Here is an 18,883-nt window from a genome sequence, read left to right as displayed (position 1 = left end):
TTTTATAATTTATGTACTGCTGCTTTAAATTGATTACCACGGTCTTCGTAATTTTTAAACAAATCAAAACTTGCACAGCATGGTGATAACAATACCGTATCGTTTCGATCCGCTAAAGCATGTGAAATTTTAACCGCTTCTTGCATTGACTGTGTTTCAACTATAGTATCCACACAATTTCCAAAAGAGCCTACGATACGACTGTTATCCACTCCAAGGCAAACAATCGCTTTTACCTTTTCGTTAACAAGTTTGTATAATTCGCTGTAATCATTTCCTTTATCCACTCCTCCAACTATCCAAACTACTGGCGTTTTTACTGCCTCTAAAGCAAAATAAGCAGCATTAACATTTGTTGCTTTGGAATCATTTATGTATTGCACATTATTCACTTTCAACACCGTTTCTAAACGGTGAGAAACTCCTTGAAAATTTGTTAAGCTTTCGCGAATAGTTTGCTTTCTGATACCTACTAGTCTCGCTGACATGGCCGCTGCCATAGCGTTTTTGGTATTATGTTTACCTTTTAAAGAAAGACTACTTTCTGAAACTATAATTTCCTGCTCGTTGTTCATATTTATTACTATATGCTTGTTTTTTATAAAAGCACCATTTTCCAATTCTTTTTCCATCGAGAAAGGAAAACATTGTGCTTTAGGCTTATTATTTTTTATATAATTTTTAATTTCTTTATCGTCCGCATCGTAAATGAAATAATCCGTATCCGTTTGATTTTTTATCAATCGAAATTTTGATGCTATGTACTTGCTGTAGTCATAGTTATAGCGATCTAAATGATCTGGTGATAAATTAAGTAGTACTGCTATATGCGGAGTAAACTCATTGATCCCATCCAGTTGAAAGCTACTTAACTCCAACACAAAAGTTTCAGTAACATCTTCCAAAACTGCTTTAGCAAAGCTATCGCCAATATTTCCTGCCATGGTTACTCCCTTACTTCCTGAAGAAAGTACGTGTCCCGTAAGCATCGTGGTGGTGGTTTTTCCATTACTTCCTGTAATACCGATTACGTTAGCATTTGTGTATTTTGCAGCAAATTCAATTTCAGATATAACCGGAATTCCTTTTAATTTTATTTTTTTTACAATAGCAGCATCATCATGAATCCCTGGACTCTTAACAACTACATCAGCTCCTAAAATTAAAATTTCAGTATGTTTTTCAGCCTCAAAGGCCAATCCGCCTTTTTTTAAAGCTTCCACATATTTAGCTGCTATTTTCCCAAAATCAGACACAAAAACAGCATAGCCCTTAGCTTTAGCTAAAAGTGCCGCACCTACACCACTCTCGCCTGCCCCAAGAACCACTAGTTTTTTCATGCCAATTTGGTTAATCATAACTATTAATTTTTACCTCAGTTTTAAAGTAACTATGGTTAGGATTGCTAATAATATTCCAACAATCCAAAAACGAGCTACAATTTTACTTTCGTGAATTCCTTTCTTTTGATAATGATGGTGTAAAGGTGACATGAGAAACACCCGCCTTCCTTGTCCAAACTTCTTTCTAGTATATTTAAAATAAGATACTTGGATAATTACCGAAAGTGTTTCTACAAAGAACACACCGCACAACAAAGGGATTAATAATTCCTTACGCACTGCAATGGCAATTACTGCTATAATTCCACCGATGGTTAAACTACCAGTATCCCCCATAAATACCTGTGCTGGATAAGTATTGTACCACAAAAAGCCCACCAATGCGCCTGCAAAGGCTGCAATAAAAATGGTCATTTCACCAGTATGGGGTATGTACATTACATTTAAATAATCTGAAAAAATGATATTTCCTGAAATCCATGCAAACACTCCCAAAACAACAACCATTATTGCCGATGAACCTGCCGCTAGACCGTCAATTCCGTCAGTTAAGTTTGCTCCGTTTGAAACCGCAGTTACAATTACAATAACCACGGGTATAAAAAATAACCACGCATATTTTTTTAGTCCTGGGCTGATCCAAGCCAATACCTGAGCGTACTCAAATTCATTATTTTTAAGAAAAGGAATGGTCGTTTTTGTGGATTTTATTTCTGGCTGAAACTCAGAAACACCATTCCCTGAAGCTCTTATTTGCGCTATAACCTCTGGTGCTTTTTCTTCTTTTATGGTTACATCCTTGTGAAAATACATTACTAAACCAACAAAAATTCCTAATCCAACCTGTCCGATAACCTTAAACTTACCTGCTAAACCATCTTTATTTTCTTTTTATTTTTAGATAATCATCAGTGAAACCAATTGCCCCCATCCACACTGTAGTTACTATAAGTAAAATGATATAAATATTGCCTAGTTTGGCGAACAGTAGCACAGGGATTAAGGTGGCTAAAATGATAATAACACCTCCCATAGTTGGTGTTCCTGCTTTTTCACTTTGACCTTCAAGACCCAAATCCCGAATACTTTCGCCCATTTGCTTTTTTTGCAAAAAACTAATAATGCGCTTCCCGTAAGTGACAGAAACCAATAATGAAAGTAGTACTGCCATAGCAGCTCTAAAGGTTAAAAAACCAAATAGACTGGCTCCAGGAAACTGGAAATTTTGCTCTAAATAATCAAATAAATAGTATAACATTAGCCCATTAGTTTTAAATAGTGACCCACCAATTCCATATCATTGAATGGTGTTTTTTTACCTTTTATATCTTGATAATTTTCATGCCCTTTACCTGCAATCAGGATAATATCGTTTGGACTTGCCATACTTACCGCTGTTTTGATAGCCTGTTCCCTGTTTTGAATGGTTAGGGTTTTTTTAAAATCTTGAGGCTCTACACCTTCTGTCATTTGTTCCAATATCTCCTGAGGATCTTCAAAACGCGGATTATCATCAGTAAAAATGACTTTATCACTCAATTGTGCCGCAATTGACCCCATTAAAGGCCGCTTTAATTTGTCTCGATCGCCTCCGCAACCCACTACAGTTATTAAAGTTTCATTCCGTGTTCTTATGGAATTAATTGTTAGCAATACATTTTTAAGTGCATCTGGCGTATGCGCAAAATCAACAATTGCTGTAATTTTAGTATCAGAAATAACATATTCGAACCTTCCATTTACACTTTCTAAATTGCTTAAAAGTTGTAAAATTTCTAAAGATTCCAACCCAAGCATTTCTGCGCAAGCGTACACCGCTACTAAATTATATGCATTGAAATCCCCTATCAATTTGCTCCAAAATTCCTTATCATTTATTTTTAAAAGCAATCCTTGAAAACTACTTTCAAGCACGTTACCCCGATAGTCTGCAAAAGATTTTAAAGCGTAAGTGTATTTTTTTGCTTTTGTATTTTGAAGCATCACTGCTCCATTTTTATCATCGTTATTTGTTAATGCAAATGCATTTTTAGGTAATTGGTCAAAAAAAGATTTTTTGACATCACGATATTCCTTGAATGTTTTGTGGTAATCTAAGTGATCGTGAGATAAATTGGTGAAAATACCGCCAGCAAATTCCAATCCTAAAGTTCTTTTTTGATGAATACCATGGGAACTTACTTCCATAAAGCAATACGTAACACCTTGGGATACCATATCAGCCAGGTGTTTTTGTAATTGCAAAGCATCTGGTGTGGTATGGGTAGCTGGAATTTCTTTAGAATGAATACATACTTTTACCGTAGAAAGTAACCCTACTTTGTACCCTGCATTTTTAAACAACTTAAATAACAAACTGGTTACGGTAGTTTTGCCATTTGTACCAGTTACTCCTACTAATTGAAGTTTTGAAGATGGCGTTTCGTAATAATTACTTGCCATAATAGCCAATGCTTCTTGCGAATCTGACACTTTTATGTAAGTAACTCCATTGATAATTTGCTCAGGAAAAGCTTCACAAACCACCACTAACGCCCCTTGATTAATTGCTTTTTTTATAAACTGATGGCCATCAACTTGCCCTCCTTTAATAGCAAAAAAGACATCATTTAAGGCTACCAAACGAGAATCAAACTGCAATGTATTTACGCTTACATGCGTATTTCCAAGTACAGCTTCAATAGCTACTTTGTACAATATGTTTGTTAAACTACTCAAGATAAAATGATACTTATTTGTTTACGATTCCCTATTTTTTCTCCTTCGGGAATGGATTGTTTTTTAATTTTTCCTTCGCCTGACACTTTTACATTGAGCCCCAAATTTTCCAGTAATGGTAATGCATCCATTAAGCGCATCCCTTTTACGTTAGGCATTATTGTTTTGTACTTCTGCGAAAGCGTATAAAAATTAGTATACCCTGCGTCGCCTTTTTCAATAGATTCCAAGCTTACCAGATCAACAATCGGGGTTGCCCTGTAAATTTTTTCAGCGATTTTTTTAAAAACAGGTGCTGCAACAATATTTCCATAAAATCCTATTTCTTTTTTTGGTTCATGCACCACAACTATACACGAGTATTTTGGCTTGTCAGCAGGAAAATAACCTACAAATGATGAGATATACTGCAAATGCTTTTTACCTTTTCCGTAATTTTTTTGACACGTTCCTGTTTTTCCTGCAAAAGGCATATAAGCTGATTTAATATTTTTAGCCGTTCCGCGCTCCACCACTTTTTCCATCATATCCTTTACTACAGCTACCGTTTGCTGGGAGCACAATACTGGGTTAATTACCTCCTTACCAAATTGTTCCTCAACAGCATCCCAAGCGCGGACTTGTTTTATAAATTGTGGTTTTACCATTTCTCCATTATTGGCAATAGCATTATAAAATGTGAGTGTTTGTAAAGGGGTTAATGAAATTCCGTACCCAAAAGCCATCCAAGGCAGCGTTGTTCCGTACCAGTTTTTATCACCAGGGTAAGGAAACATTGGTTTCCCTTCCCCTTTTATAGGTAAGCCCAGTGTTTTATTTAATCCCATGTTGTAAAAACGATTCAACAATTTTTTTGGGCTTTTTTTATAGTGGTTGTTTACAATTTTGGCAAAAGCAGTATTTGATGATAATTCAAACGCCTTTGCTGCAGAAATTTTACCGTATCCTCCCCAGTGGGAATCGTACACCGTGCGATCATAAAATTTAACGCGTCCATTTTCCGTATCCACCACGTAACTGGAATCAATAGCTTTATCCTCCAACAATGCGACCATGGACATCAGCTTAAATGTTGATCCAGGTTCATGCGATTCCCCAACTGCGTAATTTAGACGCTCGTAATATTTACCTTTTAAGGTACGTGCTAGGTTTGAAATGGCTTTAATTTCACCCGTTTTAGTCTCCATTACCACAACACAACCATGGTGTGCCTTAAATTTTTCCAATTGTTCCAATAATGCATGGTGTGCAATATCCTGAACATTTACATCAATAGTTGACACCACATCGTACCCATCCTGAGGTTCCACTTCATTATTATCGGAAACAGGTTTCCATTGCCCTTTTGATATTTTTTGTTTTAAACGCTTTCCTGCTTTACCACGCAAATAAGGACCGTAAGCACCTTCAAGCCCAACTCGTGTGTAATATCCATTTTCGTCCTGGCGTTCATAACCGACCGTGCGTTCAGCAATTTTACCAATAGGATGCTCCCTTATGGTGCGCTGTTCAATAATTAATCCTCCTTTGTTAGCTCCTAATTTTAAAATTGGAAATTTTTTGACCCGCATGTAACGTGAGTACCCTACGTTGCGACAAAGAAGCAAATACCTATTTTTATTTGCACGGGCTTTATTTAATTTTTTTGAGTAATAAGCAGTAGACTTACCAAACTCTTTAGACATGGCTTTTGCCAGGTTTTGAATTTCTTTTTGAAAGGTTTCCTGTTTTACCGTTACTGCATCAAAACGGATATCATATTTAGGTACTGAAGTTGCTAATAAATTATAATTAGCATCATAAAGGTTTCCGCGGTTAGCAGGAATTACAAAATCTTTAAAAACTCGCTTGCGTGCAATTTCACGGTACTTTTCGCCTTCAATTACTTGGATTTTAAACAAATTAAACAATACAAAACCAGCAAAAAGCAACATACAACCTGCCACTAAATATGATCTGTTCGATATGTTTTTGATTGTTGTTTCCAAATTTTTAGCTTACTCTTTAACTATTAATTTTATGGGTGGTTCTTTTTTTAAGTTGACTCCTATTTCCTGAAGTTTTTTTTTAATTTGCGATTCCATTTTTAATTTCATTAATCGCGATCTTCCATCTACAAACCGAGTCCGATATTCCTTTACCTCGCTGTTTTTTTGAGCTATTTGATGAATTTTTCGCTCTGCACTGTGTGAACTGGCGATCATAATTAAAGCCAATAGCGACAAAAACAAGAGCATTACCCAGTTTTTTGCTGAATCGTCAGACAATAAAAGCCGTCCTTTTAATATATCATAAAGCTTATCCTTCATTAATCTTCGATCCGTTCAGCTATTCTTAATTTAGCGCTACGCGCTCTGTTATTTTTAGCAATTTCATTAGCATCTGGCACTATTAAACCTCCAACCTTTTTAAATGGTACGGACATTTTTCCAAACAAATCCTTTTCAGGTTCTCCTTCAAACAAGCCGTTTCTTATAAATCGTTTTACTAAGCGATCTTCTAATGAATGATAGGATATTAAACTCAACCTACCTCCTGGAGCCAACAACTCTTTAGTTTGTCCCAAAAATTCCTTAAGCACAGCAATTTCCTGATTTACTTCAATTCGAATTGCTTGATATACCTGCGCCAAAATTTTATGTTCCTTTCTTTTAATCATGCATGGCGCTAAAACTGCCTTTAGTTGCTCACTTGTTTTTACAGAACCAGTTCCTCTTGCCTCAACAATCAAACGTGCCATTTTAGCCGCATTCCTCAATTCGCCATATTCAGACAATACTTGCTTCAATGCCAACTCTTCATAATTATTAATCACCTCATTGGCTGAAAGAGTTGCCGTTTGATCCATACGCATATCTAACTCCGCCTCAAAACGCGTTGAAAAACCGCGATCTGCTACATCAAACTGATGTGAAGACACCCCAAAATCTCCCAAAATACCGTCCACTTTTTTTACACCATAAAACCGTAAAAAGCGTTTGATAAACCTAAAATTATGCGGCACAAGTTGAAATCTTTCATCATCCAAAGCGTTTTTATGCGCATCCTGATCTTGATCAAAACCAAATAATTTTCCATCAGTACCCAAACGAGAAAGTATTTCTTTTGAATGCCCTCCTCCGCCAAACGTAACGTCCACATAAACTCCATTGGGTTTAATTACCAAACCATCAACAGTTGCATTTAACAATACGGGTATGTGATACTTATTATCCATCTATTTCTTCATCAAATCCCATTACTTCTTCCGCTAAATCAGCAAAATCATCTGCTGTTTCGTCAATAGCTTTTTCGTAACGTGTTTTATCCCAAATTTCAATTATGTTAATTGCCGATGACAACACTAACTCTTTTTTTATCCCCGCAAAAGCGACCAAATCCTTAGGAATTAAAATTCGCCCAGTGGCATCCACCTCAATTTCCTTTACGCCTGCTGTAAACCGGCGAATAAAATCATTATTCTTCTTTTTAAATCTATTTAACTTATTCAACTTTTGCATAAGCACATCCCATTCCTTTTTAGGATATAACTCCACACAGGGTTGAAACACTGATCTTTTTAGCACAAACCCATCTGATAACACACTATCCAACTGCTTTTTGAATGCAGATGGTAGCATTAAACGGCCTTTAGCATCCGCCTTACATTCGTATGTACCAATTAAGTTTACCACTATTTACCTAGAATTAGTCAAAGATATTGAAAATAATACCACATTTTACCACAATATACCACATTGTTGATAAGTTTTTCCTATTTTAGAAGAAAATCAAATACTGCTATTTACAAATCTTGAGCTAGCCATTTCAAATTACTAGTAATAACATTATCAAAAAAAAGTAGCCGAAAAACAAAAAAAAGTAGGAAAAGAGTTCTCTAAAAAAATTCTTTTTCTGTTTGTTAAAATATTATATTTGCGTTTTAGTCACGCCAAAGCATTAATGAACGAAAACTTAATAAAAGAAGGAAAATTTATATACGCGAGTTCTGGAGAAGGAACACCTATAGTTGTCCTCCACGGGCTTATGGGAGGTTTAAGTAATTTTGAAGGAATGTTCTCTCACTTCCCTAAACATGGTTACCGTGTGATTATACCCGAACTTCCTATTTATAAACTTCCACTGATTAAGACTAGTGTGGGCAACCTAGCTAAGTTTTTGAAGGAATTTTTGGACTACCTAGGATATTCTAAAGTTACGCTGGTAGGAAATTCACTTGGTGGTCATATTGCGCTGGTATTTCAAAAAATGTACCCGGAGTTGGTAGAAGGTATTGTGTTAACTGGAAGCTCAGGTTTGTATGAAAGCGGTATGGGTGAGAGTTATCCAAAGCGTGGAGACTACGAATATATAAAACAAAAGGCTCAGGATGTTTTTTACAAACCTGAAACAGCTACTAAAGAAATGGTGGATGAAGTATACAATACCGTAAATGACCGTTATAAACTTGTAAGAACAATAGCCATTGCAAAAAGTGCTATTAGACATAATATGGCTAAAGATTTGCCAAAAATAAAAGTTCCTGCATGTATTATTTGGGGCAAAAATGATGTCGTTACTCCTCCGGATGTAGCTGAAGACTTTAATAGACTTATTCCTAATTCCACACTTTACTGGATTGATGAATGTGGTCATGCTGCCATGATGGAACATCCTGAAACATTTAATAAATACCTCCACGAGTGGCTTATTAAAGAAAACATTTAAAACACTTTAGTGTGAAAATTTCAAGTGCAGATTTTGTAATTAGCAATAGTGATGTTGCCAAATGCCCTGGTGACACCTTACCCGAATATGCGTTTATAGGACGTTCAAATGTGGGAAAATCTTCGCTAATCAATGCCCTAATGGGGAGAAAAAGTTTAGCTAAAACTTCTGGAAGACCAGGAAAAACACAGCTTATTAATCATTTTTTAGTCAACAAAAATTGGTTTTTAGTAGATTTACCTGGATATGGATACGCCAGAACTTCAAAAAGCACAAAAAAAACATTTCAAAAGTTTATCACTAATTATTTTAAAGAACGGAAACAATTAGTAAGTGCATTTGTATTGGTGGACTGCCGGCACGAGCCTCAAAAAATTGATTTGGCTTTTATGGAATGGCTTGCTAACAACCAAGTTCCTTTTTTTATAATTTTTACCAAAGCAGATAAACTTACCATAAATACTTTACCTAAACATATTGAAAATTACAAAAGTAAAATGCTAGAGTTTTGGGAAGAAATGCCTCCATATTTTATAACTTCTTCAACATCCAAACAAGGTTGTGAAGAAGTATTGACTCATATAGATCAATTAAATCAAGATTTTTTTAAGGAAACAAGCTTAAAATAATGTATCAAAAAACAGCCAGTACAATTTGCATAATTTGTCACTTACGTTTGCTGAAATACAATACTCGTTTCATTTTCCACCCTTTGTAGTATTCCTCACAATAAACCAACTTTAAAATTAAAATAGTTTACCCTACCAATGTCTTAAAATACCACTCTCGCGTATTTAGGAATTGTTTTCCCTTAATTAAAATTTTATCTTTCTCCTAGTAAAAATGCCTCTTTTAGGTACATAATACATGTTTGATTTATGATTTAAACAACCCAAGATTAAACAGCAATTTTTCAACTGAATATCAAATGAAAGACATACGATTACAAGGAGACGAATTCCATATTTCTACTGATAAATCTAAATTAGACATTGATGCTATTCATGAGTTTTTATCTACTCAAGCTTATTGGTGTTTAAATATTCCTAAAAATAAAGTAAAAATTTCCATAGAAAATTCCTTGTGTTTTGGTCTTTACAACAAGGATAAACAAATTGGTTTTGCAAGAATCATCACAGATTTTTCGACAATAGCGTATTTAGGTGATGTTTATATTTTAAAGGAATATAGAGGAAAAGGGCTATCAAAATGGCTTTTAGAAACCATAATAAATTTCCCAAAACTTCAAGGATTAAGACGTTGGATTTTACTTACTGGGGATGCTCATGAATTATATCGAAAATATGGCTGGACTGACTTAGCCGATTCAAATAATTGGATGGAACTCCATAATAAAAATATTTATTCAAAATAGCAGCTGAATTATATAATAGTTTTTCAAAACGCCCGCCTAATCATTAAGCAAACGATAAAATGTTATTAACTGACCTTGGGCTAGTTATGTGAAAGCAAATTAAAAGGTAACTGCTATCGTTAAAAGCATTCCCTTTTATGTATTTTCTTGACAGAAGAACAGCTTTATGTATAATTATAGTATGATGTAATATCACTCAAAAGTGACACCCTAGTATTTTGTACTACAAAAACCACACATTAGCACTAAAGCTACCTAGGTAATAAAAAGTAACTTTTTAATAGCAAAAACTCAATGATTATGAATTACAATAATTTAATGAAAAAAATATCATTTTAATAACTAAATTCTTAGATAAACCAAATTCTTTTCATCGCAAAAAAATGTATTTTATCGTTTAAAAATGCATTTAATCTAGCAGGTATAGATTTTTCTTATACAATTTGCTATTCGTAGTAGCTTTATAAATATCATTGCATCAGTTAAATACGACCATTATGAAAAAAATATTACTCGCAGTACTATGTTTACTTTCTCTTTCTTTGATACAGGCGCAAGAGATGAACCCGAATCAAATGATAAACATTGCAGGAAAACAACGAATGTTATCACAAAAAATGGCAAAAGCTTATTTGATGTACGCCATGGGCTATAACAATGCCGGAGTTAAAAAAGATTTATCTATTTCCAAAATTATTTTCCAACGAAATATTGAAACACTGGCTACTAATTCTGCAACTGTCTTCGATTCAAAAGTAAAAAGTTTTGTCAATAATGAAATAAGCAATTGGATGAAATTTAAAAAACTGCTTGATCTACCAATTAACAAGGACAATGCTAAAAAGGTATTGGAAAGCGCAAATAAATTATTGGCATCTGCACAAGCTGTAGTTAGCAGTATGCAGGAGGGTACTATTAATGTAGCTAAATATTCTAGCTCAAAAGAAACTCTAGCTACAATAAACTTGTCTGGAAAACAACGGATGCTTTCGCAAAGAGCTTGTATGTATTACGTAGCTGCCAAACTTTTTGATGATAAAAAAAATTATCAAATGTTAAGTGCTTTATTTTATAATATTGATGATGCGCTAATAAAATTACTTAACAGCGAATTAAACACTCCTGATATTGACGAAGCTATTGGTGAAGCACTCTTGACCTTCGAATTTTTAAGAGCTAAAAGGGAGCACTTTTTAAATGGAAAGGTATCTCCTGAACTAGTGTTTGAAGCCACAAACAAATTAACTAAACAATTTGATAAAGTAACCCACAGCTATAGTGAGTTAAATTAATTATTCCCTTTAAAATTGTTTGCGCTGCAGGTTTAAACTAAAATATTTATGAAGAAAAACTACCTTTTTATTGCCTTGTTATTTGTCAGTACTCTTATGGTATCTGCCAATATCACTCCTAATCAGATGATTAATATAGCTGGAAAGCAACGTATGCTTTCACAAAAATTAGCTAAAGTATATCTGATGAAGGCTTATGGGGCTAACTTACCTGAATTAAATAAAGAATTAAAAATTGGTAAAATTATTTTTGAAAATAATATAAAAACACTAAGCATTAATGCTCAAAAAATGTTTTCTGATCAAGTACGTTCAAAAATAAATAAGGAAATTGTTACTTGGGAAAATTTTAAAATTTATTTAGAAAAACCTGTTAACGAAGTTTTCATTACTAAAATATTAGAATTATCAAATAAATTACTTACCGATACGGATGAAGTTGTTAAATCCCTGCAAAACGAATCTTTTATGCTCAGTGATTTCAAAATTTCAGATGAAGTATTACAAACTATTGATCTTTCAGGCAAACAACGAATGCTGTCTCAGCGCTTATGCGTCTATTTTATAGCCAAAAAGCTATTTTTAAAACGTAAGGAATACAATGAAACCGTTGAAAATTATTTGAAATCAATATTTAATGAACTGGACGAAACTCTAGTTACCTTGTTGAGTAAAGAAATAAATAATAATAAAATTGATGAAGCTATTGGCTCTACTTTAATAGCATTTGAAAAAATACGGGAGCAACGACACCAATTTTTGACTGGAACAGCTTCCATGAATATGGTATATGACACCACAAATGAATTGACTAATTTGTACGACGGCTTAACCTCAATTTACGCTGAATTGGACAAATAATATTGACAAGCTTACATGTATTTAGTGCGCCTATTAAAACAAATTAAAAGTATTAAAAATTAATACAATAGTTACTGCCATTTGACCTACTAAATATGTAATAGAACCTACTACTTAGGACTGCCTTGCTAGGCAGTCTTTTTTATTAACAAATCTTACTAAATTATATTGCCTTACCTAATATGAGTTTATTCTAATAAGAAATACTTATATCAACTTCCTAAACATTCATAAACAGTTCTCAATACATTTCTATATAGCCGATGCTGCATGAAACACTAACCAATAAGGTATCGCTACAATACATAATTATAAAAAATAACGTTGTAGATAATATTAACTATTAAAAGGATTAAACACAGTTACATTACAACAACAAGACTCCTTTAATTTATACCATTTTGCAAAAAAAATACATGGAGTTCAGTCAAGCAGCAATTGAAAGTTTAAAAATTATTGGAATAGGGTTGGTAATAAGCATTATTCTTTATCACACCATACTTTACACCCTCAAACTAATTGGTAAAAATCCAAAATATGTATTGCCATTAAATTTTCAAAAAAGAATAAAAGCCCCTTTACTCCTTTTATTTTTTTTCCTATTTGCCTTGTATACCAAAATTTATGGCATCGATTTAAATGACAAGCAAAATGAAATTTTAAGTAAAATCATAAGAGTAGGATTTATTATATCAACCACTTGGATTGTTTTAAACAGCTTCAAATTCATAATTCGAAAAATAATATCAAAGTACGATACCGATGCCGAAGATAATTTGAAAGCACGTAAAATATACACCCAATTTAAAATTTTAGAACGTGTAATAAGCTTTGTCGTCATTTTACTAGCAATCGGCATACTTCTAATGAGCTTTGAAAATATTAGACAAATTGGAATAAGCTTATTAACATCGGCTGGTATTGCAGGAATTATAATTGGTTTTGCGGCTCAAAAGGCCCTATCCACACTATTAGCAGGAATACAAATTGCATTTACACAACCTATTCGTATGGACGATGTGGTGATTGTTGAAAACGAATGGGGTGTTATTGAAGAAATTAATTTGACTTATGTGGTGGTAAAAATATGGGATAAGCGTAGACTTGTGGTTCCTACAACTTATTTTATTGAAAAACCATTTCAAAACTGGACTCGCAACTCAGCGGATATACTTGGTACCATATTTATTTATACGGATTACAAAGTACCTACAGCTGCTTTGCGCAAAGCACAAACTGAAATTTTAAACAATACATCATTATGGGATAAGCAAGTCGATATAATTCAGGTAACAAATGCGCAGAAAGATATTATAGAACTAAGATCACTAGTAAGCGCTAAAGATTCGCCAACAGCATGGGATTTAAGGGTTCACGTCAGGGAAAAATTAATCGATTTTTTACAACAAAATTACCCAGAAAGTTTACCACATAGCAGTATTAAAATTAAAGAAAATACAATTAAAACAGAAGTGTAACACTTCATGCTATTCTTAAATTTAACAGTATGATTTACTTTTTTTGAAAGAGAAAGAAAATAAAATTGTAATCCAATTTAATCCAAAACATAAAGTAGAAAAGTGAACATTGTATACTAAATCCGATTTTTAAAAAACTCTCCATTATAAATTGGAAATTTTATATATAAAACCTTAAATAAAATAGTTAAAACGAGATCAACTCGAAAAATTGTAGAATGACAATTTAAACGCCTTAGCCACGATATCATTTTGCAATGAGCTATCTGGCAAAAAAAATTTAAAAGAAAAATTTGATATCGAGAACAACATAAATAAACCAAAAAAGCTACTTCAAACTGAAGTAGCTTTTTTGGTTTATTTATGCTTGAAGAATTAAATTACTATCCTCCAAAATCATCAAATCGTACATTTTCTTTTGGTACACCAAAATCATCCGCCATTTTTTCTACGGCTTTATTCATCAGTGGTGGTCCACAAAAATAGAATTCAATATCTTCAGGTGCATCATGCTTCGATAAATAATTATCAATAACAACTTGGTGCACAAAGCCTACAAATCCATCACCTTCACCATCTAAACCATCTTTTACTTTCCAATTATCTTCTTCCATTGGCTCAGACAATGCAATATAAAATTTAAAATTTGGAAAATCTTTTTCTAAAGCTCTAAAATGCTCCGTGTAAAACAATTCACGTTTGGAACGCCCTCCATACCAATAAGAAACTTTACGGCCTGTTTTTAAGGTACGGAATAAATGGTATAAATGCGAACGCATTGGTGCCATACCTGCTCCACCACCAACATAAATCATCTCAGCATCGCTGTGATTGATAAAAAATTCACCATAAGGACCAGAAATTACACATTTATCTCCTTTTTTCAATGAAAACACGTATGACGATGCCACTCCAGGATTAACATCAGCCCAACCTCCTTTTTGTCTGTCAAATGGAGGCGTTGCAATACGTACATTTAACATAATTTCTCTACCTTCTGCTGGGAAAGAAGCCATAGAATACGCACGCTCAACCATCTCTGGATTAGTCATTTTCAAATCCCAAAGTTTAAATTTATCCCATTCTAACTGGAATTTATCTGGAGTTTCATGCTCCTCTGGGTGTGCAGTAATATCAATATCTTTGAAATCAACCTTACAAGCTGGTACTTCAATTTGAATATATCCGCCTGCTTCATAGTCCATTTCTTCAGGAATTTCAACTACAAATTCCTTAATAAATGAAGCAACGTTGTAGTTACGTACTACAGTAGCTTCCCATTTTTTTATTCCAAAAACCTCTTCTGGTACTTTAATTACCATATCAGATTTTACTTTAACCTGACAACCTAAGCGCCAACCTTCAGCGGCTTCCTTACGTGTAAAGTGAGGTTCCTCGGTTGGTAGTAAATCACCACCACCTTCAAGCACTTGGCATTTACATTGTATACAAGTACCACCACCACCACAAGCCGATGGTAAAAAAATCTTATTATTACCTAAAGTTCCTAATAAAGTACCTCCTGAGGATACTTCTACTTCATCACCTCCATTAATTGTAAGCTTAACTGGCCCTGATGGAGATAGTTTTTCTTTTGCAAATAAAAGGATACCAACTAAAACCAACGTAAGTACCAAAAAAGCGGCAACAGTAGCTACTACTGTTCCTCCTATACTAGCTGCTAATATCATATTGTTATTTGTTTGTATTTAACACCATTTCTTTTGATTCATCCAAAAGCTCTTCAGCTTCAGCCTGAACCTCCTCTTTTACTGGCTTTTTATTTCCTTCGTCACCAGTTAACATTCCTCCAAAACTCATAAATCCGATTGCCATAAGTCCTGTTAAAATGAAAGTAATTCCTAAACCTCTTAACGGAGCTGGCACATTTGAGTATCTGATTTTTTCACGAATAGCCGCAATAGCTAAAATTGCCAAAAACCATCCTATCCCTGAACTTACTCCATAATTTAACGCCATACCTAATGTAGGAATTTCACGAGACTGCATAAATAATGAACCTCCCAAAATTGCACAGTTCACGGCTATTAAGGGCAAAAAGATCCCTAATGAATTGTATAGTGAAGGTGAAAACTTTTCTACAACAATTTCAACTAATTGTACCATAGTTGCAATAGTGGCAATAAATAAAATAAAGGATAAAAAGCTCAAATCATAACTTGCATACTCCTCTCCTAACCAAACTAGTGCACCTTCTTTTAGCACATAAGTATCCAATAACCAGTTTACGGGAACTGTAATTGCCATTACAAAAATAACTGCCGCTCCCAATCCCACTGCTGTAGAAACTTTTTTAGATACTGCAAGGTATGAACACATCCCTAGGAAGGTTGCAAATACCATATTATCTATAAATATCGACTTAAAAAATAATTCTAAATGTTCCATTATATCGTTTAATTTTTAGAACTACTAGTTCTCGATTAATGATTTATTTCTACTACGTTGTATCCAAATAATGATACCTACTGTAATCAGAGCCATGGGCGCTAATAACATAAATCCATTATTTTCATATCCTAAGGCATATAGTCCAGTTTTTTCTATTGGATTCCCAAGCACTGGAAAACCTAATAAGGTTCCTGATCCTAACAATTCACGAAAAAAACCAACTATAATAAGTATCAAACCGTAACCTGCTGCATTTCCAATTCCGTCAAGAAAAGATTTCCAAGGCCCATTACCTAAAGCAAATGCCTCAAAACGTCCCATGATAATACAGTTTGTAATAATTAACCCAACAAATACAGAAAGTTGTTTACTCAATTCGTAAGCAAAAGCTTTTAAAACCAAGTCTACTATAATTACCAATGTGGCAACAACAACCAACTGTACTATAATTCTAATTTTTGATGGAATGATATTACGCATTAATGAAATTACCACGTTACCCATTGCCAGTACAAACGTTACTGCTAAAGCCATTACAATTGATGCCTTTAATTGGGCAGTAATTGCTAATGCGGAACAAATACCCAATACTTGAATAGTAATTGGATTATTATCAAACAGCGGATCTGTCATTAACCCTTTATTCTGCTTCGAGAATAACGGCTCTTTTGCTTTTACTTGTTTTTCTGCTACTTCAGCCATAATTAGTTTGGTTTTACAGTTTCAAAATAAGGCACGTACATTTTAATATCAGCTTTAATCATTGCTGTTACTCCATCACCTGTAATGGTAGCCCCTGCAATAGCATCAACTTTGTTGTCATCCTTTCTTTGGTTAGTTGGATCGTTGTTTCCTTTTGCTACAGTGATTCCTTTAAATTCAGCACCACTATAAATACTTTCTCCTTTAAAATCTGAATAAAAGAACTTTTCTTTAATATTAGCACCTAAACCAGGCGTTTCACCCTTATGGTCAAAAAAAGCACCCTTAACAGTTTTCAAATCTTCTTCTAAAGCCACATAACCCCAAATAGCATCCCATAACCCTTTACCATATAAAGGAACAACGTATGACTTTTTACCATTGACACTACCTATAAATAAAGGCAACTTACGTACATAACCATCTTTTTTTGCTAATTGACCCTGTTTTTTCACGTCGATATCAAAGGCTTTATTGGTTTTTGTTGCTTTAATACCTTCAATTATAAACTGGTTATCACCAACATATTCCTCAAAAATTTTATCTGCTTCGCTTGCATCAACAGGTAAATCAGCATCATCCTGATTTTTACTTATTGTTGCTTTGGTAATGCCCATAGCAAATAAAATATTTTGCTTTTTTTCCTTCTTTTGGTTTTCTTTAATTTGACCATTTAGCGATCCGAAAAGACCTGCTAAAACAGAACCCACAACTACCACCATCAAAACGGCGAATAGAAGCGTGTATGAATTTTTTTCAGTGTTTGCCATTTTCTATGCTGTTTTAACTTTTAAACGTTTCATTCTTTTATTTATGTTGCCTTGCACTACATAATGATCAATTGTTGGTGCAAAAACATTCATCAATAAAATAGCTAACATAATTCCTTCAGGATATGCTGGATTAAATACGCGAATCATAACTGCAAAAAAGCCTATCAATAATCCGTACCAAATTTTACCCTTATTAGTTTGCGCACCCGATACTGGGTCTGTAGCCATAAATACGATTCCAAAAGCAAAACCTCCGATAACTAAATGTTGCCAGAATGGCAAATTCATTAGATCATAAAATTTACTACCTTCAGTAATCCATCCTTGCGCTATAACACCGTTAAATATTAATCCCATCAATAATGCTCCAACAACACCACTTGCTATAATTCGCCAGCTAGCGATTTTACTAAAAATCAAAATTGCCGCTCCAACAAGTACTAATAAGGTTGAAGTTTCACCAACAGAACCTGGAATAAAACCAAAAAAAGCTTCGTCAATACCGTAATCCAATGGTTTCTTCTGCGCAAGCATCCCCAACATTGTTTCTCCAGAAATAGCATCTGCCGTACCAGCTCTTTCAACCGCTTCATGCACCCATACTTTATCACCACTCATCCAAGTTGGATAAGCAAAAAATAAAAATGCTCTAATAGTTAGTGCAGGGTTTAAAATATTCATCCCTGTACCTCCAAAAACTTCTTTACCTATAACTACTCCAAAAGCTACTGCAATAGCTAACATCCAAAGCGGAGTATCTACTGGCACAATTAACGGCACTAACATACCTGTTACTAAATATCCCTCTTCAACTTCGTGCTTTTTGATTACTGCAAACAAAAATTCGATAGCTAAACCAACCATATAAGAAACAATTACTAAAGGAAGTACTTTTTTTGCTCCAATTAATAAGTTATCTAAAGTGAAGAAATATTTTAAGTGATCAAAAAATGAAACAAACTCTGGTGCACCACCTGCAATTGCAGAATAATGTTGGTAACCAGCATTGAACATTCCCCAAATTAAACATGGCACCATGGCTAAAATAACCATGTTCATTGTTCTTTTTAAATCATCTGCTCCGCGCACATGGGCTCCGCCGTGTGTCGTTTCATTAGGCAAATACAAAAACGTATGGATTGCATTAAATGCAGGCGCCATTTTAGTGCCTTTGTATTGCTCTTTTAAATTATGTAATTTATTTTTTAAGCTCATCTTTCCG

General features: G+C 34.0%; 17 protein-coding genes and 1 pseudogene. 6 read left to right on the top strand and 12 right to left on the bottom strand.

Annotation, left to right across the window (positions count from 1 at the left end):
• Positions 1 to 2: 2 nt before the first annotated feature.
• The 7 genes and pseudogenes from murD to mraZ form a co-directional block, all read right to left on the bottom strand.
• Entirely contained in the window at positions 3 to 1,358 is a 1,356-nt protein-coding gene (gene murD, locus GMC_RS0116570) for a UDP-N-acetylmuramoyl-L-alanine--D-glutamate ligase (protein WP_010523209.1), read from the bottom strand.
• 12 nt (positions 1,359 to 1,370) lie between these two features.
• Positions 1,371 to 2,601, bottom strand: a pseudogene (gene mraY, locus GMC_RS20195) (phospho-N-acetylmuramoyl-pentapeptide-transferase).
• Complete coding sequence (locus tag GMC_RS0116560) at positions 2,601 to 4,061, bottom strand: UDP-N-acetylmuramoyl-L-alanyl-D-glutamate--2,6-diaminopimelate ligase (protein WP_010523206.1); 1,461 nt, start codon at positions 4,059 to 4,061, stop codon at positions 2,601 to 2,603. Before GMC_RS0116560 ends, mraY begins: the two are co-directional and overlap by 1 nt.
• Positions 4,058 to 6,049 carry a PASTA domain-containing penicillin-binding protein gene (locus GMC_RS0116555; RefSeq protein ID WP_010523205.1) on the bottom strand — a complete coding sequence of 664 codons (1,992 nt, stop codon included), beginning with the start codon at positions 6,047 to 6,049 and terminating at the stop codon, positions 4,058 to 4,060. The genes GMC_RS0116560 and GMC_RS0116555 overlap by 4 nt, the downstream gene beginning before the upstream one ends.
• Positions 6,050 to 6,058: 9 nt before the next feature.
• Positions 6,059 to 6,370 carry an FtsL-like putative cell division protein gene (locus GMC_RS0116550; protein ID WP_010523204.1) on the bottom strand — a complete coding sequence of 104 codons (312 nt, stop codon included), beginning with the start codon at positions 6,368 to 6,370 and terminating at the stop codon, positions 6,059 to 6,061.
• On the bottom strand, positions 6,370 to 7,278 hold the full coding sequence (gene rsmH / locus GMC_RS0116545; protein WP_010523203.1) for a 16S rRNA (cytosine(1402)-N(4))-methyltransferase RsmH: 909 nt from the start codon (positions 7,276 to 7,278) through the stop codon (positions 6,370 to 6,372). Before rsmH ends, GMC_RS0116550 begins: the two co-directional genes overlap by 1 nt.
• Positions 7,271 to 7,735: a division/cell wall cluster transcriptional repressor MraZ gene (gene mraZ / locus GMC_RS0116540; RefSeq protein WP_010523202.1), complete on the bottom strand. Its 465-nt coding sequence runs from the start codon at positions 7,733 to 7,735 to the stop codon at positions 7,271 to 7,273. Before mraZ ends, rsmH begins: the two co-directional genes overlap by 8 nt.
• 268 nt (positions 7,736 to 8,003) lie before the next feature.
• Between mraZ and GMC_RS0116535 the strand changes: the two genes are divergently transcribed.
• The 6 genes from GMC_RS0116535 (at position 8,004) to GMC_RS0116510 (ending at position 13,774) form a co-directional block, all read left to right on the top strand.
• Positions 8,004 to 8,768, top strand: a complete 765-nt coding sequence (locus GMC_RS0116535; RefSeq protein WP_010523201.1) for an alpha/beta fold hydrolase — start codon at positions 8,004 to 8,006, stop codon at positions 8,766 to 8,768.
• Positions 8,769 to 8,779: 11 nt separating this feature from the next.
• Complete coding sequence (yihA, locus tag GMC_RS0116530; RefSeq protein WP_010523200.1) at positions 8,780 to 9,397, top strand: ribosome biogenesis GTP-binding protein YihA/YsxC; 618 nt, start codon at positions 8,780 to 8,782, stop codon at positions 9,395 to 9,397.
• A 299-nt stretch (positions 9,398 to 9,696) separates the two neighbouring features.
• Positions 9,697 to 10,143, top strand: a complete 447-nt coding sequence (locus tag GMC_RS0116525) for a GNAT family N-acetyltransferase (RefSeq protein WP_029489860.1) — start codon at positions 9,697 to 9,699, stop codon at positions 10,141 to 10,143.
• A 497-nt stretch (positions 10,144 to 10,640) separates the two neighbouring features.
• Positions 10,641 to 11,435: a type IV pili methyl-accepting chemotaxis transducer N-terminal domain-containing protein gene (locus GMC_RS0116520; RefSeq protein ID WP_094766317.1), complete on the top strand. Its 795-nt coding sequence runs from the start codon at positions 10,641 to 10,643 to the stop codon at positions 11,433 to 11,435.
• A gap of 48 nt (positions 11,436 to 11,483) precedes the next feature.
• The gene (locus GMC_RS0116515) at positions 11,484 to 12,296 is read left to right on the top strand and encodes a type IV pili methyl-accepting chemotaxis transducer N-terminal domain-containing protein (RefSeq protein WP_010523197.1); all 813 of its coding nucleotides are present in this window, start codon (positions 11,484 to 11,486) and stop codon (positions 12,294 to 12,296) included.
• A 416-nt stretch (positions 12,297 to 12,712) separates the two neighbouring features.
• On the top strand, positions 12,713 to 13,774 hold the full coding sequence (locus GMC_RS0116510) for a mechanosensitive ion channel family protein (protein WP_010523196.1): 1,062 nt from the start codon (positions 12,713 to 12,715) through the stop codon (positions 13,772 to 13,774).
• A 383-nt stretch (positions 13,775 to 14,157) separates the two neighbouring features.
• Here GMC_RS0116510 and nqrF read toward each other — a convergent pair whose 3' ends face one another.
• From nqrF to GMC_RS0116485, 5 genes are read right to left on the bottom strand one after another with little or no spacing between them, the layout of a single operon-like run.
• Positions 14,158 to 15,465: an NADH:ubiquinone reductase (Na(+)-transporting) subunit F gene (gene nqrF, locus GMC_RS0116505; RefSeq protein ID WP_010523195.1), complete on the bottom strand. Its 1,308-nt coding sequence runs from the start codon at positions 15,463 to 15,465 to the stop codon at positions 14,158 to 14,160.
• A gap of 4 nt (positions 15,466 to 15,469) precedes the next feature.
• Positions 15,470 to 16,183 (bottom strand): NADH:ubiquinone reductase (Na(+)-transporting) subunit E, encoded by a 714-nt coding sequence (gene nqrE, locus GMC_RS0116500; protein ID WP_010523194.1) that lies wholly within the window; start codon positions 16,181 to 16,183, stop codon positions 15,470 to 15,472.
• A gap of 24 nt (positions 16,184 to 16,207) precedes the next feature.
• Positions 16,208 to 16,888 (bottom strand): NADH:ubiquinone reductase (Na(+)-transporting) subunit D, encoded by a 681-nt coding sequence (locus GMC_RS0116495; protein WP_010523193.1) that lies wholly within the window; start codon positions 16,886 to 16,888, stop codon positions 16,208 to 16,210.
• Between the two features lie 2 nt (positions 16,889 to 16,890).
• Positions 16,891 to 17,658 carry an NADH:ubiquinone reductase (Na(+)-transporting) subunit C gene (nqrC, locus tag GMC_RS0116490; protein ID WP_010523192.1) on the bottom strand — a complete coding sequence of 256 codons (768 nt, stop codon included), beginning with the start codon at positions 17,656 to 17,658 and terminating at the stop codon, positions 16,891 to 16,893.
• A gap of 3 nt (positions 17,659 to 17,661) precedes the next feature.
• Entirely contained in the window at positions 17,662 to 18,876 is a 1,215-nt protein-coding gene (locus tag GMC_RS0116485) for an NADH:ubiquinone reductase (Na(+)-transporting) subunit B (RefSeq protein WP_010523191.1), read from the bottom strand.
• Positions 18,877 to 18,883: the final 7 nt, after the last annotated feature.

The sequence above is a fragment of the Aquimarina agarivorans genome (genome assembly GCF_000218485.1).
Lineage (GTDB): Bacteria > Bacteroidota > Bacteroidia > Flavobacteriales > Flavobacteriaceae > Aquimarina > Aquimarina agarivorans.
The sequence above is the reverse complement of the archived record's forward strand: the minus strand, read 5'-3'. Positions and strand labels throughout refer to the sequence as shown.